Genomic DNA, 21536 nt, shown 5'->3' with positions numbered 1-21536 from the left:
CCCGGTGAGGCACTGGCGGAGGATACGAGATTCGAACTCGTGAGGGGTTGCCCCCAACACGCTTTCCAAGCGTGCGCCCTAGGCCTCTAGGCGAATCCTCCGCCGAGAACATTACATGACGCCGGGGAGTGCTTGCGAACTCGTTCTGAGGCCCCCACATCGGGTAACGTGTGGCCCAGCCCCTCACGCGGCGCTATCTGACTGAACTCCCCCAGGGCCGGAAGGCAGCAAGGGTAGGTCGGCTCTGGCGGGTGCGTGGGGGGCGTCTCCTTTGCGGGCGGTCCGGTTGTCGGTGGGCGCCTATAACCTCGTATGCGTGTCGTCTCTCGCGCTCTACCGCCGTTACCGCCCGGAGTCCTTCGCCGAGGTCATCGGGCAGGGGCATGTCACCGACCCGCTGCAGCAGGCGCTGCGGAACAACCGGGTCAATCACGCGTACCTGTTCAGCGGTCCGCGCGGCTGCGGCAAGACGACCAGCGCCCGGATCCTGGCCCGCTGTCTGAACTGCGAGCAGGGCCCCACGCCGACCCCGTGCGGCGAGTGCCAGTCCTGCCGCGACCTCGCGCGCAACGGGCCGGGATCGATCGACGTCATCGAGATCGACGCCGCCTCGCACGGTGGCGTGGACGACGCCCGCGACCTGCGCGAGAAGGCCTTCTTCGGACCCGCCTCCAGCCGGTACAAGATCTACATCATCGACGAGGCCCACATGGTCTCCCCGCAGGGCTTCAACGCCCTGCTGAAGGTCGTCGAGGAGCCACCGGAGCACCTGAAGTTCATCTTCGCGACCACCGAGCCCGAGAAGGTCATCGGGACCATCCGGTCGCGGACCCACCACTACCCGTTCCGGCTCGTGCCCCCGGGCACCCTGCGCGACTACCTCGCCGAGGTGTGCGGCCGCGAGGGGATCGCGGTCGAGGACGGCGTGCTCCCGCTCGTGGTGCGGGCCGGCGCGGGGTCCGTGCGTGACTCCATGTCCGTCATGGACCAGCTGCTCGCCGGCGCCGGTGCCGACGGTGTGACGTACGACATGACCACCGCCCTGCTCGGCTACACGGACGGCTCGCTGCTCGACTCCGTCGTCGAGTCCTTCGTCTCGGGGGACGGCTCCGCCGCCTTCGGCGTCGTGGACCGCGTGATCGAGGGGGGCAACGACCCGCGGCGCTTCGTCACCGACCTGCTGGAGCGCCTCCGTGACCTCCTCATCCTCGCCGCCGTGCCGGACGCCGCGGAGAAGGGGCTCATCGACGCCCCCGCCGACGTCGTCGAACGGATGCAGGCCCAGGCGCGGTCCTTCGGCTCCGCAGAGCTGAGCCGCGCCGCCGACATCGTCAACGAGGGGCTCACCGAGATGCGCGGCGCCCACTCGCCGCGTCTCCAGCTGGAGCTGATCTGCGCGCGCGTGCTGCTGCCCGCCGCGTACGGCGACGAGCGGTCCGTGATGGCCCGGCTGGACCGGATCGAGCGCGGGGTGCAGTTCTCGGCCGGTGCGGGGGCGCCCGCCATGGGGTACGTGCCCGGGCCCGAGGCGCACGCCGGTGCGGGGGGCGCGGCGCCCGCCGCGGCTCCGGTCCCGCCGGGCGGCGGGCCCGCCGCGGCCCGTGCGGCGGTACGGGGGCAGGGCGCCGGTGCGCCGGGCGGTGGCCCGCACACCGACGCGGCTGCTGCTGCCGGTGGCACCGGCGGGTCCGGTTCCGGTTCCGGGTCCGGGTCCGGTTACGCATCCGATCCGGGTGGGTCGCCCGCCGACGGTGGGCACCCGCAGGCCGCGCCTTCTTCCGCCGCTCCCGAGCCCGCCGCTCCCTCACCTCCCACACCGCCGCCCGCCGCCGCCCCCGGCTCGGCGCCCGCGCCCGGTGCCTGGCCGACCGCGGCCCCCGCGGGTGGCGGGCGCCGTCCCGGCGGGTGGCCCACGGCGGCCCCGGCGGGCGGTGGACAGCCCCGGACACCAGCAGCCCCCGGCCCCTCCGCCGGACCCGGCGCGGGCCCCGCCTCGGCTCCGGCTCCCGCGGCGGCCGCTCCTGCTCCTGCTCCCGCCCCCGCCGCTCCGTCGCCGGGTGCTTCCGGGGTCGACCCCCGCTCGCTCTGGCCCAACATCCTGGAAGCCGTCAAGAACCGCCGCCGGTTCACCTGGATCCTGCTCAGCCAGAACGCCCAGGTCACCGGCTTCGACGGCACCTCCCTGCAGCTCGGCTTCGTCAACGCCGGCGCCCGCGACAACTTCGTGAGCAGCGGCAGCGAGGACGTGCTGCGGCAGGCCCTGGCCGAGCAGTTCAACGTGCAGTGGAAGATCGACGCGGTCGTCGACCCCTCCGGCGGCTTCGGCGGATCCGGGGGCGGCGGCTTCGGCGGCGGAGGAGGCTTCGGCGGGGGCGCGCCCGCTCCGCGGCCGTCGTCGCCCGCGGCCACGCCCGCCGCGCCGCCCCAGGCCCCCGCACCGGCCCCGGCGCCCGCCCCCGCACCCCGGCCCTCGGCGCCCGAGCCGCCCCCGGTCTCCCCGGAGGACGACATCCCCGAGGACGACGACCCGGACCTCGACGAGTCGGCCCTGTCCGGCAAGGAGCTGCTGGTGCGCGAGCTGGGCGCCACGGTGGTCGAGGAGATCGCGAACGAGTAGCCCCGCCGGGCACGGAGGAACCGTATCTGGAGGAAGGTACAAGCCTCCGCGCCCCGTCCCTTCGGAAGCCCGCACAAACCGCACCGGCCCGTTCCCATTAGGCTGCATCCCGTGAAGGTCCTTGTCATCGGCGGCGGCGCCCGCGAACACGCCCTGTGCCGTTCCCTGTCCCTCGACCCCGACGTCACCGCGCTGCACTGCGCACCCGGCAACGCCGGTATCGCCGAGGTCGCCGAACTGCACCAGGTCGACGCCCTCGACGGCGCGGCCGTCACCGCGCTGGCCACCCGGCTCGGCGCCGAGCTGGTCGTCGTGGGACCCGAGGCGCCCCTGGTCGCCGGGGTCGCCGACGCCGTCCGCGAGGCGGGCATCCCGGTCTTCGGCCCGTCGGCGGAGGCCGCCCGGCTGGAGGGCTCCAAGGCCTTCGCCAAGGACGTGATGGCCGGTGCGGGCGTGCCCACGGCCCGTTCCTACGTCTGCACGAACCCCGCCGAGGTCGACGCGGCCCTCGCCGCCTTCGGCGCGCCCTACGTCGTCAAGGACGACGGGCTGGCCGCGGGCAAGGGCGTCGTCGTCACGGACGACGTGGAGGCGGCCCGCGCGCACGCGAACGCCTGCGAGCGCGTCGTCATCGAGGAGTTCCTGGACGGCCCCGAGGTCTCCCTCTTCGCCGTCACCGACGGCGAGAACGTACGGCCGCTCCAGCCCGCCCAGGACTTCAAGCGCGCCCTCGACGGCGACGAGGGCCCGAACACCGGCGGCATGGGCGCCTACTCGCCGCTGCCCTGGGCCGACCCGAAGCTGGTCGACGAGGTCGTGCAGAGCGTGCTCCAGCCGACCGTGGACGAGATGCGCCGGCGCGGCACGCCGTTCTCCGGGCTGCTGTACGCCGGGCTCGCGATCACCTCGCGCGGTGTGCGCGTGATCGAGTTCAACGCCCGCTTCGGCGACCCCGAGACCCAGGTCGTGCTGGCCCGCCTGAAGACCCCGCTCGCGGGGCTGCTGATGGCCGCCGCCACCGGGAACCTCGCCGACCTCGAACCCCTGCGCTGGAGCGACGAGGCGGCCGTCACCGTGGTCGTCGCCTCGCACAACTACCCCGGCACCCCGCGCACCGGCGACCCGATCACCGGCCTCGACGCGGTCGCCGCCGAGGACGCCCCGCACGCCTACGTCCTGCACGCCGGCACCCGCGCCGAGGGCGACGCCGTCGTCAGCGCCGGTGGCCGCGTCCTGTCCGTCACGGCCACCGGTGCCGACCTCACCGAGGCCCGCGACCGCGCCTACCGGGCCGTCGCCCGCATCGGCCTCGACGGCTCACAGCACCGCACCGACATCGCGGCGAAGGCGGCGGGCGCGTAACCCCTCCGCCCCCCAGGTCACCGAACCCGACAGGCCCCGGCTCCGTCCCAGGAGTCGGGGCCTGACCTTTGCTGTCCGTCTCCACCTTTCCCCAAAGCCATTCCATCGGGTGACCGATGGGCCATACGGCTGACGGGGGCGAGGGCCCCAACTATGGTGCCGCGCAAGCATTCCGGCACTTGGCCCACCGGCATTGCGATGTCAGTGCCGGGTGCCACAGTGGGTGGAGTGAGCACGACCCGAAGAGCAGCAGAGCAGCAGGACGGTTCAGGACAGGCAGGACGGCGATGAGGGGGTGAGGTCCGGCCGTGACCGGTATCGGTGGTGTGGAGATGGGCGCTCAGGCCGCGCGTTCCCGGGCGCTGGCGGTACTGCGGGTGCGCAGCCGCGCACTGGCCGTGGCCCTGCTGCCGGCTGCCGCCGCCGTGATCCTCCTCGTCGGCGGCTCCACCGGGCGCCTGGCGGGCGGTGGCTGGGACGTTCTGCGCTGGGTCGTGTCCGTCCTCGCGCTGTTCGTGCTGCTGGCCGCCGCCGGGGTCGCCCTGGTCGTGGCCCGCTCCCGGCCCGCCATGACACCCACGGTCACGGTCGCCGAGGAGTCGGCGCCGGATCTCTACCGGATGGTGCGTGACCTGGCCGACCGGCTCGACGTCCCCGCTCCCTCCGCGATAGCGCTCACCCCGGACTGCGACAGCTGGCTGGAGGACCGCACCCACCCGGCGCACGGCCCGCCGCCCGTGGAGCAGCACCACCACGACGACCTGGCCGGGCCGGGCGGACCAGCCCACCGCCGGAGCGTCGCCGCGCCCGTCCTGGTCATCGGCTCACCGTTCCTGTGGTGGATGCGGGTGGGCGAGCTGCGCGCCGTCCTCGCCCCGGTCGTCGCCGGTACGGGGCCCTCGGCGCACCCCGACATAGCCGCGGCCCGGCGTTTCATACGGGGTCTGGACGCCGCCGTGGCGGTGGCCTCGGCGGGCCGGCGCGACCCCCTGTCCCGGGTGGCGTGCGCGGGCCTCGGCTGGGCGTCCCGGCTGCTGCTGCGCAGTTGCCGGGGGCACGCGGCCGAGATGGAGCGCGGGGTCGCGGCCGCGGCCGCCGAGCGTGCACAGGCTGTGGACTACGGCCTGCGGATCGTCGCCCAGGAGCAGGTCGGGCTCGCCTACGCGGGCTGGGACCGGCTGCTGACCCGGGTGGCGCTGCCCGCCTGGCGGATGGGCCGCTGGCCCTCGCGCCTGGACGTCGGGGTCGTCGCCGCCCTCACCGAGCTGTCCCGCCGGGACCGGCTGGCCGAGGGGTTCGCCTCCCGACTGGGGGAGCGTCCCGCCTGCGACCTGCTGGAGGAGCCCGGGGTGATGGACGAGGCGGTCTCGCTCCTCGCCGCGCGCCTCTTCCACGGCGGACCCGCCGAGACCGGTCCGGACTGGTCGCCGGTCGGGTGGGAGGAGTATCCCGAGGAGGTCGTCGACCGGACCTGGCGCACGGACGCGGCCCGCCTGCACCGAGTGCTGGACACCCTGGGCGTTCGTCGCGCCGCGGAGGGCGCCGCGCCGGGCACGGAGGGCCCGACCCTGGCCCGCGTCCTGGACCACCTCACGACCCCGGTCGCCGCGAGCCCCGCCCCCCGCACCGCCGCAACCGACGCCGAGACCCAGCCCGGAAGCGACCGGCCCCCCTCCACCGACGCCCCGCGTCCGCCGTCCGACGACCAGCACGCCTCGGGTCTGCGGTCGGGTGACCACGACGCCGCGCGTCTGCCGTCCGGCGACCAGGACGCCGCGCGTCTGCCGTCGGGTGACCAGGACGCCGCGCGTCTGCCGTCCGGCGACCAGGACGCCGCGCGTCTGCCGTCGGGCGACCAGGACGCCGCGCGTCTGCCGTCGGGCGACCAGGACGCCGCGCGTCTGCCGTCCGACGACCAGGACGCCGCGCGTCTGCCGTCGGGCGACCAGGGCGCCGCGCGTCTGCCGTCCGGCGACCAGCATGCCTCGGACCTGCCGTCGGGCGATCACGACGACGCTCCCCGTTCCCCCTACGACGACCGCACCACCGCCGCAACCACCGCGACCGCGACCGCCGCCACCACCGCCGTCGTCGACGACGAGGACGACCTCGTCGGTACCACGGCCCGGGGTGCCGCCCTGGCCGCCGGGCTCAGTGCTCAGCTGGCCCGTGAGGAGGCCGCGGCGCGGCCCGCCGGAGTGCGGCCGCCGTCCTCCGCCCCGGGGCCGGCCGCCGGCCCCGACGCCGCCCTTTGGGACGACCGTGCGCTTCCCCTGCTGCCGTTGCAGCCGCCGCGCACCGGGCGCGAGATCCTCACCGCGCACATCACGGCGATGGTGTGCTGCGCGGCGATGGACACCGCCGGCGCGGCCCCCGCCCTCGACTGGCTCGACGGGCCGTCGCTCCTGCTCGACGGTGCCCGCACCACGGACCTGGCGCCCTGCGTGCTCAGCCTCGTCGAGACCGGCGACCCGGGCCCGCTGCGCGCCTGGATGACCGACCTCGGCATACGACCGGAGAAGCCGGTGCGCCTGGTCTGAACCGGAGCGCCCCGTCCGCCCGTACGCCCCGTCGGGCCCGTCCGTTCCCGGCGCCCCGTGCACCCCGTGAGCGCTGGGCCCGGCGAATCCGGACCCTCCCGTTCCACTTTCGGCCAGTTCGCAACGAACAGTGACAGCCCGCGTGCGAAATGTGATGTGCTGGGACCGATCGCGCACATGGCAAAGGCGTTCGTCATACGCACGACCACGGGGGCACGAGGGAGGGGACTGTCCCATGGGGCCCGAGCAGATCCGCCGTTGGGAGTCGGGAGCACTCGCGCACGCCGTGACGGACCCCTTCGGGCAGGGGCCCGTCCCCTGGCTGCGCGGCGGCGAGACGTACTTCGGCGACACCGGCCAGGTAGTCGCCTGGTACGCGGACCAGGACCGCACCGGCACCGGCACCCGTACCGGCTCCGGCGGCGGCCCCCGCGCCGCCGACGACGTCCGCCGTCAGATCAAGGGCTTCACCGCGACGGGGGCCGCCGCCCCGGGTGAGGCCATCGACTTCCACATCACCGTCGACCCGCCCCAGGAGTTCGGCGTCGACGTCTACCGGATCGGGCACTACGGCGGTGACGGCGCCGCCAAGATCACCACCAGTCCCCGCCTGTCCGGCATCGTCCAGCCCCCGCCGCTCGCCGCCGACCGCACCGTCTCCTGCCACCACTGGTGGCTGTCCTGGCGGCTGCAGATCCCGTCGTACTGGAACGTCGGCGCGTACGTCGCCGTCCTCACCACCGCCGACGGCTACCGCTCCCACATCCCCTTCACGGTCCGCGACGACCACCCGGCCGACCTGCTCCTCCTCCTGCCGGACGTGACCTGGCAGGCGTACAACCTCTACCCGGAGGACGGCCGCACCGGTGCCAGCCTCTACCACGCCTGGGACGAGGAGGGCCGGCTGCTCGGCGAGGCGGACGCCGCGACGACCGTCTCCTTCGACCGCCCCTACGCGGGCGCCGGACTGCCCCTGCACGTCGGCCACGCCTACGACTTCATCCGCTTCGCCGAGCGCTACGGCTACGACCTCGCCTACGCCGACGCCCGCGACCTGCACTCCGGCCGCGTCGACCCGGCCCGCTACCGGGGCCTGGTCTTCCCGGGCCACGACGAGTACTGGTCCGTCCCGATGCGCCGCACCGCGGAACTCGCCCGCGACCGGGGCACCTCCCTGGTCTTCCTCTCCGCCAACACCATGTACTGGCAGGTCGAGCTGGCCCCCTCCCCGTCCGGCGCCCCCGACCGGCTGCTGACCTGCCGCAAACGCAAGGGACCCGGCCGCCCCGCGCTGTGGCGGGAGATCGACCGCCCGGAGCAGCAACTGCTCGGCATCCAGTACGCCGGCCGCGTCCCCGAACCGCACCCGATGATCGTCCGCAACGCCGGTCACTGGCTCTGGGAGGCCACCGGGGCGCACGAGGGCGACGAGATCGAGGATCTGGTGGCGGGCGAGGCCGACCGCTACTTCCCGCGCACCGCGCTGCCCGAGCACGACGAGCGGGTGCTGCTCGCCCACTCCCCGTACGCCGACGTGGACGGCGTCCGGCGCCACCAGGAGACGTCGCTGTACCGGGCCCCGTCGGGCGCCTGGGTCTTCGCGTCCGGCACGTTCGCGTGGTCCCCGGCCCTGGACCGCCCCGGCCACGTCGACCCGCGCATCCAGCGCGCCACCGCCAACCTCCTCGACCGCATCTGCAAACGGGACTGAGCCGCGCGCCCTCGCCGCCCCGCCCACTGCCCCGCCCGTCACCCTCCCCCCGACGTGCGGGACAATCGACGTATTGTTCAGAACCACGGGGAGGAACCGTGTCCGGATTCGTTGAAAAGCCCGAACCGATCCAGGTTCCGGGTCTGGTGCACCTGCACACCGGCAAGGTGCGCGAGCTGTACCGGAACGAGGCGGGCGACCTCGTGATGGTCGCCAGCGACCGCATCTCCGCCTACGACTGGGTGCTGCCGACCGAGATCCCCGACAAGGGCCGGGTCCTCACCCAGCTCTCCCTGTGGTGGTTCGAGCAGCTCGCCGACCTGGCCCCCAACCACGTGCTGAGCACCGAGCTGCCCCCCGGCGCCCCCGCCGACTGGGAGGGCCGCGCGCTGGTCTGCAAGTCGCTGCGGATGGTCCCGGTGGAGTGCGTGGCCCGCGGCTACCTCACCGGCTCCGGCCTGGTGGAGTACGACCAGTCCCGCACCGTGTGCGGCCTCGCCCTCCCCGAGGGTCTCGTGGACGGCTCGGAGCTGCCCGCCCCGATCTTCACCCCGGCCACCAAGGCCGAGGTCGGCGAGCACGACGAGAACGTCTCCTACGAGGAGGTCGCCCGCCAGGTCGGCGCCGACACCGCCGCCGCCCTGCGCCAGGCGACCCTCGCCGTCTACTCCCGCGCCCGGGACATCGCCCGCGAGCGCGGCATCGTCCTCGCGGACACCAAGTTCGAGTTCGGCTTCGACGGGGACGACCTGGTCCTCGCCGACGAGGTCCTCACCCCGGACTCCTCCCGCTTCTGGCCGGCCGACCAGTGGCAGCCGGGCCGCGCGCAGCCCTCGTACGACAAGCAGTTCGTGCGGGACTGGCTGACCTCGGCCGAGTCCGGCTGGGACCGGAAGAGCGAGCAGCCCCCGCCGGCGCTGCCGCAGCGGGTCGTGGACGCCACCCGCGCCAAGTACGTGGAGGCGTACGAGCTGCTGACCGGCCAGAGCTGGTCGTAGCGGCGGACCGCCGCACACGAAGAAGCCCCCGGCCGGAGCCGGGGGCTTCTCACTGGAGCGAACGACGAGGTTCGAACTCGCGACCTCAACCTTGGCAAGGTTGCGCTCTACCAACTGAGCTACGTTCGCACTGCGTGCCGGGGATTTCTCCCTGGCGCGACAGCCACTATACCCAACCCCGCTCCCTCGCGAGCCGCACCGCCGCATGCCGGTTCTCCGCGCCGAGCTTGCTCGCGGCCGACGACAGGTAGTTCCGCACCGTCCCCTCGGCGAGCGCGGCCCGCTCGGCGATCTCCGCGACGGGCGCCCCGTCGGCGGCGTGCTCCAGCACCTCGGCCTCGCGCGCGGTCAGCGGCGAGTCCCCGGCGGAGATCGCGTCGGCGGCCAACTCGGGGTCGACGTACCGGTTTCCGGCGTGCACCGTGCGGATCAGCTCGGCGAGCCGCTGGGCGCTGACCGTCTTGGGGACGAACCCGCGCACCCCCGCCGCCAGCGCCCGCTTCAGGTGCCCGGGGCGCCCGTGACTGGTCACGATCAGCACCTTGCAGTCGGGCAGCTCGGCCCGAAGCGATGTGGCGACCCTCACACCGTCGGCACCGGGCATCTGGAGATCCAGTACGGCGACGTCCGGCGCGTGCGCCCGCGCCATCGCCAGGGCCTCGGGACCGGTGGCCGCCTCGGCGACGACGACCAGGTCGTCCTCCAGGGACAGCAGGGCCGCCAGGGCCCCGCGGATGAGGTGTTCGTCATCGGCGAGCAGCACACGGACGGTCGTCGTCACGAGGCGACCTCCAGCGCGGCCCCGGCCGTGGCGGCCGGCAGTGGCACCTCGGCCGTCAGCCGGAAGACACCCCTGCCGACGGGCCCCGCCTCCAGGGTCCCGTCCACCGCGGAGAGCCGCTCGCGCAGCCCCGAGAGCCCGGAACCGCCCGGGCCGGCCGGGGGTCCGTCCCCCGTCGTCTCCGCCACACCGTCGTTCTCCACCGTCAGCACGACCCGCCCCTCCGACATCCGCACCTTTACGGCGACCTTCTTCGCGTCCCCGTGCCGCAGCACGTTCGTGGTCGCCTCCCGCACCACCCAGCCCAGCGCCGACTGCACCTCGGCGGGCAGCCCGGCCGTCTCACCGGTGACCTCCGAGACGATGCCCGCCGCCGAGAGCACGCCCCGCGCACCGGCCAGTTCCACCTCCAGGGCGGCCTCCCGGTAGCCCCGCACGACGTCCCGGACCTCGCGCTGCGACTCCTGCGCGATGCGCTGCACCTCGATCATCTGCTCCACCGCCTCGGGCCTGCCCCGTCGCGCCAGCTGGACCGCCAGCTCGCTCTTGAGCGCGATCACCGCCAGGTTCCGGCCCATCACGTCGTGCAGGTCCCGGCCGAACCGCAGCCGCTCCTCGGCGACGGCGAGCCTGGCCCGGGTCTCCTTGGCGTCGTCGAGCGCGTACACGGCGTTGAGCAGCCAGAGGGAGAAGATCGAGGTGACGGCGAGGAACCCGCCGGTCACCATCACCAGGCCGGCCAGCACGACCGACGCGAGGAGGGGCATCTCCAGCGGGAACGTCAGCAGCCCGGCGCCCACCGCGAAGGCCCCGACGACGGCGACCCTGCGCCGCCACCCCCGCACCCCGAGCGTGATGACACCGGCGGCGTAGCACAGGACCCCGCCGTAGACCGAGCCCGCCGCGGTCTCCACCTCACCGGCCGGTCCGCGCTCCGCGATCCCGACCGCGGTGACCGAGACCGCGGCGGAGACGACGACGAGCGCCCACATCAGGCGCACCGGCTGGGAGCGCCGGCCGCGCGTCCAGTCCAGCGCCCGGGACGAGACCACCATGCAGGCGGCGGCGTGCACGGCGACCAGCAGGCACAGCACGGTGGCGAGTCCGGCGCCGGTCCGGCCGTAGGCGGTCACCCCGAGGGCGAACACCTCGATGACCCCGAAGAAGTGGAACGACCACCGTGTGTACGTCTCCACCTTCTCCGGCGTGCTCTTGGTCCGCCACCATCCGCCCGGCCTGCGCATCCGTCCGCCGCTCCCGCTCACCTCGTACGCCCTCGCACGTTCCTGTACGTCAGTGCCGCGGCTCCCAGCGGAACCGCCGCCGTACAGCAAACACCGCGAGCACGGTCCAGGCCACCGCCGTCGCCGTCGCGCCCAGGGCGTCGGAGGCCGACAGGTCGCCGGTCCAGCCGCCGCGCACCAGCGTGATGACGGGCGTCAGCGGCAGCAGCTCGCACACCGAGGCCAGCCGGTCGGGGAGCAGGTCCAGCGGAATGAACAGGCCGGAGCCGAACATCGACACGAACGTGAACGGCAGCGGCGTGACCTGCGCGCTCTCACCGGTCCTGGTGAAGCTCGCGGTGACGGCCGCGAGAGCGGCGCACATCACCAGCCCCAGCAGCAGCCCGAGGACGGTCAGGTGGGGCGCCGACGGCGCGGACAGGTCGAGCAGTGCCACGCAGCCCACCGCGAGCAGCAGCGACTGCACCAGCCCGCTGAGCACGGCGGGCAGCGCGGAGCCGCCGAGGATCTCCACGTCCCGCAGCTCGCCGGTGCGCAGCCGCTTGAGGACGAGTTCCTCGCGCCGGACGACGAAGACGCCGACGAGGGCCGAGTACACGGCGAACAGCAGGGAGAAGCCGATCGCGGCGGGCAGCACGAGCGTGCCGACGGTCAGCCCGGCCTTGCCGAGGTCCATCTCCTCGGCGCCCGCCCGCACGCTGAACGGCATCACGAACGGGATGAACAGCGCGGCGAAGACGGTGCCCTTGTTCCGTCCGAGCAGGATCATCTCGGCGCGGGCGAGGGCGGTCATGCGGCTCATCGGCGTGGTGGTCGCGGTCCCGGCGGTGCGCCCCGCGCGGGCCGGTGTGTCCGTGGCGCTCATGCCGCGTACTCCTTCTTCGTCGTGGGGCCGCCCGCCTTCGCGGACACCTCCTTGGCGATGCTGAGGAAGGCCTCCTCAAGGGACGCCGAGCGCACGTCCAGGCGGCGCAGCTCCACTCCGGCCTGCCCGGCCCACACCAGCAGGCCGGTGGCCGCGCGCTGGAGTTCCCGGGTGCGCAGCTTCACCACGCGGCCGTCGACCTCGTGCTCGCTCACGCCCAGTTCCGCGAGCGGCGGCAGGTCGCCCACGAAGTAGCCGTCGGGCAGTTCGAAGGAGATGCGGGACGGCTGCGCGGCGGTCACCTCGGCCGGGGTGCCGGTGGCGGCGATCCGGCCCTCGTGCATGATCGCGAGCCGGTCGGCGAGGTTCTCGGCCTCCTCCAGGTAGTGCGTGGTCAGCAGCACCGTCGTACCGCGGTCGCGCAGCGCGCTCACCAACTCCCAGGTGTCCCGGCGGCCTTCGGCGTCGAGGCCGGTGCTGGGCTCGTCCAGGAAGAGCACCTCGGGGTCGCCGAGCAGGGCGAGCGCCAGGTCCAGGCGGCGCCGCTGGCCCCCGGACAGCTGCTTCACCCGGGTGCCGGTCTTCGCCTCCAGACCGACCAGCGCCAGCACCTCGGCGGGCGACCGTGCGCCGCTCACGCACCCCGCCCACATCCGTGCCGTCTCGGCGACCGTCAGCTCGGAGGGGAAACCGCCCTCCTGGAGCATCACCCCGGTGCGGGGGCGTACGGCGGCCCGCTCGGTGTACGGGTCGTGCCCGAGGACGCGCACCCGCCCGCTGGCCGGAGCGGCGAGCCCCTCCAGCAGCTCGACCGTCGACGTCTTGCCGGCGCCGTTGGTGCCGAGCAGCGCGAAGACCTCACCGCGGCGCACGGAGAAGTCGACCCCGCGCACGGCCTCGAACCCGCCCCCGTACACACGCCGAAGGTCGGTGACCTCAATCACGTGTTCGTGTCCGTTGGTTTGCATGCCTCAAGGATTCCGGCGCCCCGGGCGGGACGACAGTGCGAGCCGTCATCACCGGACATGACAAATGTCAGACCCGGCCCACAGGGCACCGGCGCCGGTGGCACGAAAAGACCCCGGTCCTGGAGGACCGGGGTCTGATTCCCGAGCGGACGACGAGGCTCGAACTCGCGACCTCAACCTTGGCAAGGTTGCGCTCTACCAACTGAGCTACGTCCGCAATGCCTCCGACCGGCCTTCACCGATCGGTGCGAGCACCAGCCTACCTGATCCAATCGAGCGGCCGGTACGGCGATGCAGAGCGGGTGACAGGAATTGCACACTGCGCCTTCCCCCTGGAAGGGGGATGTTCTACTACTGAACTACACCCGCGTGTTCCGTGAGCTGGGCCTTTCGGCCTCGCCCCTCGGCGTGCTCCAGACTTTAGCTGATCACCCGGGGTGCCGCGCAAGTCGGTTGCCGCGAGGGGCGGCTGAGCGGCCGTCGGCCCCTCCTGACCGGTGCCGGCTCACTGCGCCTCGGCGAAGGCCTCGTACACCTTCTTCGGGATCCGGCCCCGCGCGGGCACGTCCATCCGGTTCGCCTGCGCCCAGGCGCGGACCGCCGCCGGGTCGGGCGCGACCTCCGTCTGCCGGTAGGCCTTGCCGGACCGGGAGCGCTTGCGGCCGGCCGAGACGTACGGCTCCAGCGCCTTGCGCAGTTTCCGGGCATTGGCTTCGTTCAGGTCGATCTCGTACATACGGCCGTCGACTCCGAAGGCGACCGTCTCCGCCGCTTCCGAGCCGTCGATGTCGTCAAAGAGAGTGACCACGACACGCTGCGCCACGAATATCGGTCCCTTCGTGCGGCATCTCCGCGGTGACGTGCCAGAACCTGCCAGGACGCCGCGATGATGCCGACTGTTCGCCTGTAATTGGGCAAAGTATCGGCTAATGACATTTCATTTGTACAGTGCCCGGCATTGCAATGGGAAGACCGACTAAATCTGCCCGCGTGTCCCCTGGGCAATAGGTGTCGGCGGTCGATCCCGGATCTTTCCAGAAGCTTTTCTCGGCCGCCCCCTCCCGATGCCGGATCGTGACTGGGCTCACGTAGTTTCCTCCAAGGCTACGCGCGTAGAAATTTTGTACGGGTAGTCTGAAGGAACCTGCTCAGCACCACACACCGGGAGTGCCAGTGGCACGCGTCGTAGTCGACGTCATGCTCAAGCCGGAGATCCTCGACCCCCAGGGCCAGGCGGTGCAGCGCGCACTGCCGCGACTGGGTTTCGAAGGGATCTCGGACGTCCGTCAGGGAAAGCGATTCGAACTGGAAGTGGACGGGCCGGTCGACGAGGCCGCCCTCGCCCGCATCCATGATCTTGCGGAATCCTTCCTCGCCAACACCGTGATCGAGGACTTCACCGTCAAGGTCGAGTCCGAAGACGTAGTCGCGGGGGCGGCGAAGTGACCGCTCGTATTGGCGTCGTCACTTTCCCCGGCAGCCTCGACGACCGGGACACGCAGCGCGCCATCCGCGTCGCCGGTGCCGAACCCGTCGCCCTCTGGCACAAGGACAAGGACCTCAAGCAGGTCGACGCCGTGGTGCTGTGCGGCGGTTTCTCGTACGGCGATTATCTGCGCGCCGGTGCCATCGCGCGCTTCTCGCCGGTGATGGACACCGTCATCGACCAGGCCAAGGCCGGTCTGCCGGTGCTGGGCATCTGCAACGGCTTCCAGATCCTCACCGAGGCCCACCTGCTGCCCGGCGGCATGCTGGGCAACGACCACCTGCACTTCATCTGCCGCGACCAGAAGCTGCGGGTGGAGAACGCGGACACGTCCTGGACCAGCGACTACGCCGCCGGCCAGGAGATCCACATCCCGCTGAAGAACATGGACGGCCGCTACGTCGCCGACCGGCGGACGCTGGACGAGCTGGAGGCCGAGGGCCGGGTCGCCTTCCGGTACCTGGACTTCAACCCGAACGGCTCGCTCAACGACATCGCCGGCATCACCAACGCCGCCGGGAACGTCGTCGGCCTCATGCCGCACCCCGAGCACGCCGTCGAGTCGCTGATCGGTACGGGCCGTACCGACGGCCTGCCGTTCTTCACCTCGATCCTCAAGAAGCTGGTCAACGCATGAGCCGGACGCCTCTGGACACGGTCGAGCACGCGACCGCGACCCCCGACGTCGAGCTGCCCTGGGCCGAGCTGGGCCTGAAGAAGGACGAGTACGAGAGGGTCGTGGAGATCCTCGGCCGCCGCCCCACCGGCGCGGAGCTGGCCATGTACTCGGTGATGTGGTCCGAGCACTGCTCGTACAAGAGCAGCAAGGTCCATCTGCGCCAGTTCGGCGAGAAGGCACCCGAGTCCGACGCGATGCTCGTCGGCATCGGCGAGAACGCCGGTGTCGTCGACGTCGGCCAGGGCTACGCGGTCACCTTCAAGGTCGAGTCGCACAACCACCCCTCCTACGTCGAGCCCTACCAGGGCGCGGCCACGGGCGTCGGCGGCATCGTCCGCGACATCATCGCGATGGGCGCCCGCCCGGTCGCCGTCGTGGACCCCCTGCGCTTCGGCGCGGCGGACCACCCCGACACCAAGCGGGTCCTCCCGGGCGTCGTCGCGGGCATTGGCGGCTACGGCAACTGCCTGGGCCTGCCCAACATCGGCGGCGAGGTCGTCTTCGACGCCTGCTACCAGGGCAACCCGCTGGTCAACGCCGGTGCCATCGGCGTGATGCGGCACGAGGACATCCACCTCGCGAAGGCGTCCGGCGCGGGCAACAAGGTCATCCTGTACGGGGCCCGGACCGGCGGCGACGGCATCGGCGGAGCGTCGATCCTCGCCTCCGAGACCTTCGACGACGCCAAGCCGTCCAAGCGTCCCGCCGTCCAGGTCGGCGACCCCTTCCAGGAGAAGCTCCTCATCGAGTGCACCCTGGAGGCGTTCGCCGAGAAGCTGGTCGTCGGCATCCAGGACCTGGGCGCGGCGGGCCTGTCCTGCGCGACCAGCGAGCTGGCCTCGAACGGCTCCGGCGGCATGCGCGTCACCCTGGACGACGTCCCCCTGCGCGACTCGACCCTCTCGCCCGAGGAAATCCTCATGAGCGAGTCGCAGGAGCGGATGTGCGCGGTGGTCGAGCCGGAGAAGGTCGACCGCTTCCTGGAGATCTGCGACAAGTGGGACGTCATCGCCACGGTGATCGGTGAGGTCACGGACGGCGACCGCCTGGAGATCTTCTGGCACGGCGGCAAGATCGTCGACGTCGACCCGCGCACCGTCGCCCACGACGGCCCGGTCTACGAGCGCCCGTACGCCCGCCCGGACTGGCAGGACGCCCTCCAGGCCGACGACGCGAACAAGCTGCCGCGCCCGCAGACGGGCGACGAGCTGAAGGACCAGGTCCTGAAGCTGGTCGGCTCGCCCAACCAGGCGTCCAAGCAGTGGATCACCCAGCAGTACGACCACTTCGTGCAGGGCAACACCGTGCTCGCCCAGCCCGAGGACTCGGGCATGATCCGGGTGGACGAGGAGTCCGGCCTCGGCGTCGCCATCGCCACCGACGGCAACGGCCGGTACGCCAAGCTCGACCCGTACACGGGCGCGCAGCTGGCGCTGGCGGAGGCGTACCGCAACGTCGCCACGACCGGCGCGAAGCCGCTCGCGGTCTCCGACTGCCTGAACTTCGGCTCGCCGGAGGACCCGGCGGTGATGTGGCAGTTCGCGGAGGCCGTGCGCGGCCTGGCCGACGGCTGCCTCCAGCTCGGCACCCCGGTGACCGGCGGCAACGTCTCGCTCTACAACCAGACCGGCGAGGCCGCCATCCACCCCACCCCGGTGGTCGCGGTCCTCGGCGTCATCGACGACGTGGCCCGCCGCACGCCGGTCGCCTTCCAGGAGGACGGCCAGCTGCTGTACCTCCTCGGCGACACCCGCGAGGAGTTCGGCGGCTCGGCCTGGTCCCAGGTGATCCACGACCACCTCGGCGGCCTGCCCCCGAAGGTCGACCTGGAGCGCGAGCGGCTGCTCGGCGAGATCCTGATCTCCGCCTCCCGCGACGGCATGATCGACTCCGCGCACGACCTGTCCGACGGCGGTCTGGTCCAGGCGGTCGTCGAGTCGGCGCTGCTGGGCGGCAAGGGCGCGCGTCTGGTCGTACCGGACGGGCTGGACGCCTTCACCTTCCTCTTCTCGGAGTCGGCGGGCCGTGCGGTCGTCGCCGTCCCGCGCTCGGAGGAGGTCCGCTTCAACGACATGTGCGGCGCCCGCGGCCTGCCGGTCACCCGCATCGGCGTGGTCGACGGCGACGCGGTCGAGGTCCAGGGCGAGTTCTCGCTGTCCCTGACCGAGCTGCGCGAGGCGCACGAGGGCACGATCCCGGGGCTGCTGGCGTAGCGGGCCCCACACGGCCGAGGCCCCGTCCGCTTCTGGACGGGGCCTCGGCGTTGTCGTCGCTATCGCACGTAGTTCTCGAGGATCTCGGTGTCGAGTTCGATGCCGACCGGGTCGGGGAGGGTCACCGTCTCGCCGAACTTCGCGACGCGGACGTCGCGGTAGCCACCGATCCGCCGGTCCGGGTGGGTGTGCACCTTGAGCGTGCGGGAGTCCCGGTCGATCAGGAAGTACAGGGGAATCCCGGCCTGCCCGTAGGCGCCCGGTTTCTCGTGCCGGGCCAGCCGGTCCGTGTCCGGGTCGTACGAGGTGACCTCGACGACCATGAGCGCTCCGTCCGGGTCGGACCATGCTCCGTGCCCGGCGAAATGGGCCTCGGGCGCGAGTACGGCGTCCGGTCGTGCCCTGCTCCGCCGGTACGCGTCGACCCGGAGTCCTCGGCCGTAGCAGAGATCCAGCTCGGGTCGGCTCTGCATGCACCGCCGGGCCAGCCAGGACACGACGGTGCTCCGGTCCCCGTCCATGCCCTTCTTGACTCCGACCTGTCCGCCCATGAACTCAAGCGTGACGGTCCTGGGTGCGGCGTGAGCGATCGTCTCGAACTCCTCGACCGACATCTGAGGCGCGTGTCCGGCCATGTCCCTCCTGCCGCGGGTCCTTCCTGGCGCAGACCAGTGTGGCCGCGCAGCGGTGCCCCGGAGCGTTCTCCGTGGCCGTGTACACGTACGGGTGACCGCCTTCCCGGCCCCCGCATAAGCTCCCCCCATGCCCCCGGCCAGAAAACGCCCCCGCGCCTACGACCCCGCCCGCACCCGTGCCGCCGTCCTCGCTCAGTTCGGCAACGTACGGGCGGCCGTCCGCACCCTCACCCCCGAGCAGCTCGCGCTGCCCACGCGGCTCGGGGACTGGACCGTGCGGGAGCTGGTCGCGCACGTCGGGATGGCGCTGACCGCCGTGGACCGGCTGCTGGGGGAGCCGGAACCGGCGCGGCAGGACGGGCGGCTGCTGGACTGGCCGTCCGCGATCGGCGCCGACGCGGACGCCATCGCCGGGACGGCCCGGCGGCTCGCCGCCGAGCACCGCGACCTCGACGCCCACCTCGCCGAGGTGGAGCGGCGCTTCACCGAGCGGCTCGACACCCACCCCGGCGGCAGGCTGCTCCCCACCGGCGCGGGCGCCCTGCCGCTGGCCGACTACGTCGTCACCCGGACCGTCGAACTGGTCGTGCACACCGACGACCTGAACGCCGCCGTCCCCGGCCTCGACATCCCCTGCGACCGGCAGGCGCTCGCCGCCGCGACCCGGCTGCTGGCCGACACCCTCGCCGTGAAGGCGCCCGGCGGCTCGACGGAGGTGCGAATCCCGCCGTACGCGGTCGTGCAGTGCGTCGAGGGCCCCCGGCACACCCGGGGCACCCCGCCCAACGTGGTCGAGACCGACCCGCTGACCTGGGTCCGGCTGGCCACCGGGCGGCTGACCTGGAAGGACGCCCTGGACGCGGCGAAGGTCAGCGCGAGCGGGGAGCGGGCCGACCTCGCAGCCCTGCTGCCGCTGCTGGGCTGAGGGAGGAGCCGTGGGGGGAACGGACGGGAACCGGACCTTCCCCGTCTCCGTCGAATCGGCATGTACAGGCAGACGAAGCAGCGCAGCATGACCCTGACCGTGGCCGCCGTCGCCGCGCTCGTCCCGCTCGCCGCGGCCTGCGGCAGCGAGCAGGCCGACGACACCGGCAGTGGTTCCGTGGGGGCCGGCGAACAGCGCATCACCGGCGTCCGGTGGAGCATCGACAGCGTCACCGTCGACGGCGCCACCCACCGCGCGCCGGACACGGCACACGTACGGATCGACGACGGCGGCGAAGCCGCGGGCAGCACCGGCTGCAACAGCTTCAGCGCCCGCGCCGACGTCGAGGGCGCAGGCGAGGACCAGCGGGTCCGGCTCAGCGACGCCATGTTCACCGAGAAGGCCTGCGCCACGACCCCCGCCGGCTTCGAGAAGTCCCTCGGCCGCGCCCTCAGCACCGGCTCGCTCACCACGAAGAGCGAGGGCGAGCGGCTCACCCTCACCACCGCCGACGGCGACACCGTCCGGCTCAGCAGGTCCGAGGACGCACCCCTGTACGGCACGGCGTGGGTCGTGGACGCCCCGGGCCAGAAGGGCGACAAGGGCCGCGCCCGCCTCACCTTCGACCAGGACGCGAAGACCGTCGCCGGACGACTCCCCTGCAACCGTGTGAACGCCGGGGCCACCGTCAGCGACGGCAGTATCACCCTCGGCGCCCCGTCCACCACCCGAATGGTGTGCGAAGGCTCACTCATGGACGCCGAGAAGCGGCTCCTCGCCCTCTTCGACGGCCGGGTCGACTATCGGATCGATCAAGAAACCCTCACGCTGACCAGCGAAGACGGCGCCACGGTCCGGGCCGTCGCCGAGCAGTGATCCACCGCTGACGCCCTGTCCCCAATTCGGACCAGTGGTCGACCTCGCCTACACTCGGAGGCGTGCCACGTGGTGACGGTCGACTCAATCACGATCTGCTTCCCGGCGAGAAGGGCCCCCAGGACGCTTGCGGCGTCTTCGGTGTCTGGGCTCCGGGCGAAGAGGTCGCAAAGCTCACGTACTTCGGGCTGTACGCCCTCCAGCATCGGGGCCAGGAATCCGCGGGAATCGCGGTCAGCAACGGCTCCCAGATCCTCGTCTTCAAGGACATGGGCCTGGTGTCCCAGGTCTTCGACGAGACCTCCCTCGGTTCGCTCCAGGGTCACATCGCGGTCGGTCACGCCCGCTACTCGACCACCGGGGCCTCCGTGTGGGAGAACGCCCAGCCGACGTTCCGTGCCACCGCGCAGGGCTCCATCGCGCTCGGGCACAACGGCAACCTGGTCAACACCGCCCAGCTCGCCGGGATGGTCGCCGACCTGCCCAAGCAGGACGGCCGCTCCACCCGGGTCGCGGCGACCAACGACACCGATCTGATCACGGCCCTGCTCGCGGGCCAGGTCGACGACGACGGCAAGCCGCTGACCGTCGAGGAGGCGGCCGGCCGGGTGCTGCCCCAGGTGCGCGGCGCCTTCTCCCTCGTCTTCATGGACGAGCACACCCTCTACGCGGCCCGCGACCCGCAGGGCATCCGCCCGCTGGTGCTGGGCCGTCTGGAGCGCGGCTGGGTGGTCGCCTCCGAGTCCGCCGCCCTGGACATCTGCGGTGCGAGCTTCGTCCGCGAGATCGAGCCGGGCGAGTTCGTCGCCATCGACGAGAACGGCCTGCGCACCTCGCGATTCGCAGAAGCGAAGCCCAAGGGCTGTGTCTTCGAGTACGTGTACCTGGCCCGCCCGGACACCGACATCGCCGGCCGCAACGTCTACCTCTCGCGCGTCGAGATGGGCCGCAGGCTGGCGAAGGAGGCCCCCGCGGAGGCCGACCTCGTCATAGCGACCCCGGAGTCCGGCACCCCCGCCGCGATCGGCTACGCCGAGGCCTCCGGCATCCCCTTCGGCAACGGCCTGGTGAAGAACGCCTATGTCGGCCGGACCTTCATCCAGCCCTCACAGACCATTCGCCAGCTCGGCATCCGCCTGAAGCTGAACCCGCTGAAGGAAGTCATCAAGGGCAAGCGGCTGGTCGTCGTGGACGACTCCATCGTCCGTGGCAACACCCAGCGGGCCCTGGTCCGCATGCTCCGCGAGGCCGGTGCCGCCGAGGTCCACATCCGGATCTCGTCCCCGCCGGTGAAGTGGCCCTGCTTCTTCGGCATCGACTTCGCCACCCGCGCCGAGCTGATCGCCAACGGCATGAGCGTCGAGGAGATCGGCACCTCGATGGGCGCCGACTCCCTGGCGTACATCTCCATCGACGGCATGATCGAGGCGACCACCATCGCCAAGCCGAACCTGTGCCGCGCCTGCTTCGACGGGGAGTACCCGATGGAGCTCCCCGACCCCGAGCTGCTCGGCAAGCAGCTCCTGGAGACCGAGCTGGCCGCCGGGCCCGCCGGTACGGCCGCCGCCGACGCCATCCGTCGCCCGTAGCCGCCCGTTTCCCTGGCTTCCCGGCCCCTCTGCCGAACGACACGAAG

17 protein-coding genes, 4 tRNA genes and 1 other RNA gene are annotated in these 21536 nt (G+C 72.6%); 12 read left to right on the top strand and 10 right to left on the bottom strand.

Annotated features, from left to right (window positions below; translation table 11 throughout):
• Positions 1–13: 13 nt before the first annotated feature.
• Positions 14–101 (bottom strand) — tRNA-Ser (locus K7854_RS24095).
• 74 nt (positions 102–175) lie between these two features.
• Between K7854_RS24095 and ffs the strand changes: the two genes are divergently transcribed.
• The 6 genes from ffs to K7854_RS24065 all read left to right on the top strand — a co-directional run bounded on the left by ffs (position 176) and on the right by K7854_RS24065 (position 9228).
• Positions 176–270: signal recognition particle sRNA small type (gene ffs, locus K7854_RS24090), an RNA gene on the top strand.
• A 46-nt stretch (positions 271–316) separates the two neighbouring features.
• Positions 317–2617, top strand: coding sequence for a DNA polymerase III subunit gamma and tau (locus K7854_RS24085; RefSeq protein WP_226028641.1), 2301 nt, complete (start codon positions 317–319; stop codon positions 2615–2617).
• A 111-nt stretch (positions 2618–2728) separates the two neighbouring features.
• The gene (gene purD / locus K7854_RS24080; RefSeq protein ID WP_226028640.1) at positions 2729–3979 is read left to right on the top strand and encodes a phosphoribosylamine--glycine ligase; all 1251 of its coding nucleotides are present in this window, start codon (positions 2729–2731) and stop codon (positions 3977–3979) included.
• A 308-nt stretch (positions 3980–4287) separates the two neighbouring features.
• Positions 4288–6519, top strand: coding sequence for a hypothetical protein (locus K7854_RS24075; RefSeq protein ID WP_226028639.1), 2232 nt, complete (start codon positions 4288–4290; stop codon positions 6517–6519).
• 235 nt (positions 6520–6754) lie between these two features.
• On the top strand, positions 6755–8230 hold the full coding sequence (locus K7854_RS24070) for a N,N-dimethylformamidase beta subunit family domain-containing protein (RefSeq protein WP_226028638.1): 1476 nt from the start codon (positions 6755–6757) through the stop codon (positions 8228–8230).
• A 98-nt stretch (positions 8231–8328) separates the two neighbouring features.
• A complete protein-coding gene (locus K7854_RS24065) occupies positions 8329–9228 on the top strand; it encodes a phosphoribosylaminoimidazolesuccinocarboxamide synthase (RefSeq protein ID WP_226028637.1) in 900 nt (299 codons plus the stop codon).
• A 53-nt stretch (positions 9229–9281) separates the two neighbouring features.
• Here K7854_RS24065 and K7854_RS24060 read toward each other — a convergent pair.
• The 8 genes from K7854_RS24060 to K7854_RS24025 all read right to left on the bottom strand — a co-directional run bounded on the left by K7854_RS24060 (position 9282) and on the right by K7854_RS24025 (position 13909).
• Positions 9282–9357: transfer RNA gene (locus K7854_RS24060), tRNA-Gly, on the bottom strand.
• A gap of 37 nt (positions 9358–9394) precedes the next feature.
• Entirely contained in the window at positions 9395–10009 is a 615-nt protein-coding gene (locus K7854_RS24055) for a response regulator transcription factor (protein WP_226028636.1), read from the bottom strand.
• Positions 10006–11253, bottom strand: coding sequence for a sensor histidine kinase (locus K7854_RS24050; protein ID WP_226028635.1), 1248 nt, complete (start codon positions 11251–11253; stop codon positions 10006–10008). Before K7854_RS24050 ends, K7854_RS24055 begins: the two co-directional genes overlap by 4 nt.
• A gap of 49 nt (positions 11254–11302) precedes the next feature.
• Complete coding sequence (locus K7854_RS24045) at positions 11303–12118, bottom strand: ABC transporter permease (RefSeq protein ID WP_226028634.1); 816 nt, start codon at positions 12116–12118, stop codon at positions 11303–11305.
• Positions 12115–13086, bottom strand: coding sequence for an ABC transporter ATP-binding protein (locus K7854_RS24040; RefSeq protein ID WP_226028633.1), 972 nt, complete (start codon positions 13084–13086; stop codon positions 12115–12117). The genes K7854_RS24045 and K7854_RS24040 overlap by 4 nt, the downstream gene beginning before the upstream one ends.
• 144 nt (positions 13087–13230) lie before the next feature.
• Positions 13231–13303, bottom strand: a tRNA-Gly gene (locus K7854_RS24035).
• Between the two features lie 80 nt (positions 13304–13383).
• Positions 13384–13455, bottom strand: a tRNA-Gly gene (locus K7854_RS24030).
• Positions 13456–13591: 136 nt separating this feature from the next.
• On the bottom strand, positions 13592–13909 hold the full coding sequence (locus tag K7854_RS24025) for a histone-like nucleoid-structuring protein Lsr2 (protein WP_226028632.1): 318 nt from the start codon (positions 13907–13909) through the stop codon (positions 13592–13594).
• Between the two features lie 350 nt (positions 13910–14259).
• Here K7854_RS24025 and purS point away from each other — a divergent pair, with 350 nt between their 5' ends.
• The 3 genes from purS to purL are packed head-to-tail and all read left to right on the top strand — an operon-like array spanning position 14260 to position 17464.
• Complete coding sequence (gene purS, locus K7854_RS24020) at positions 14260–14532, top strand: phosphoribosylformylglycinamidine synthase subunit PurS (RefSeq protein ID WP_031037010.1); 273 nt, start codon at positions 14260–14262, stop codon at positions 14530–14532.
• Entirely contained in the window at positions 14529–15209 is a 681-nt protein-coding gene (purQ, locus tag K7854_RS24015) for a phosphoribosylformylglycinamidine synthase subunit PurQ (protein WP_226028631.1), read from the top strand. The genes purS and purQ overlap by 4 nt, the downstream gene beginning before the upstream one ends.
• Positions 15206–17464 (top strand): phosphoribosylformylglycinamidine synthase subunit PurL, encoded by a 2259-nt coding sequence (purL, locus tag K7854_RS24010; protein ID WP_226028630.1) that lies wholly within the window; start codon positions 15206–15208, stop codon positions 17462–17464. Before purQ ends, purL begins: the two co-directional genes overlap by 4 nt.
• A 59-nt stretch (positions 17465–17523) precedes the next feature.
• Here purL and K7854_RS24005 read toward each other — a convergent pair whose 3' ends face one another.
• Positions 17524–18099 carry a Uma2 family endonuclease gene (locus K7854_RS24005; protein WP_226028629.1) on the bottom strand — a complete coding sequence of 192 codons (576 nt, stop codon included), beginning with the start codon at positions 18097–18099 and terminating at the stop codon, positions 17524–17526.
• A 127-nt stretch (positions 18100–18226) separates the two neighbouring features.
• On the opposite strand from K7854_RS24005, the gene K7854_RS24000 reads away from it, so the two are divergent.
• The 3 genes from K7854_RS24000 (at position 18227) to purF (ending at position 21489) form a co-directional block, all read left to right on the top strand.
• Complete coding sequence (locus K7854_RS24000) at positions 18227–19024, top strand: maleylpyruvate isomerase family mycothiol-dependent enzyme (protein ID WP_226028628.1); 798 nt, start codon at positions 18227–18229, stop codon at positions 19022–19024.
• A gap of 60 nt (positions 19025–19084) precedes the next feature.
• Complete coding sequence (locus K7854_RS23995) at positions 19085–19900, top strand: META domain-containing protein (protein WP_226028627.1); 816 nt, start codon at positions 19085–19087, stop codon at positions 19898–19900.
• A gap of 62 nt (positions 19901–19962) precedes the next feature.
• Positions 19963–21489, top strand: coding sequence for an amidophosphoribosyltransferase (gene purF, locus K7854_RS23990; protein ID WP_226028626.1), 1527 nt, complete (start codon positions 19963–19965; stop codon positions 21487–21489).
• Positions 21490–21536: the final 47 nt, after the last annotated feature.

It is taken from the genome of Streptomyces hyderabadensis (genome assembly GCF_020404845.1).
GTDB classification, from domain to species: Bacteria; Actinomycetota; Actinomycetes; order Streptomycetales; family Streptomycetaceae; genus Streptomyces; species Streptomyces hyderabadensis.
Note: the sequence above shows the minus strand (reverse complement) of the source record. Positions and strands in the feature narration are given on the sequence as shown.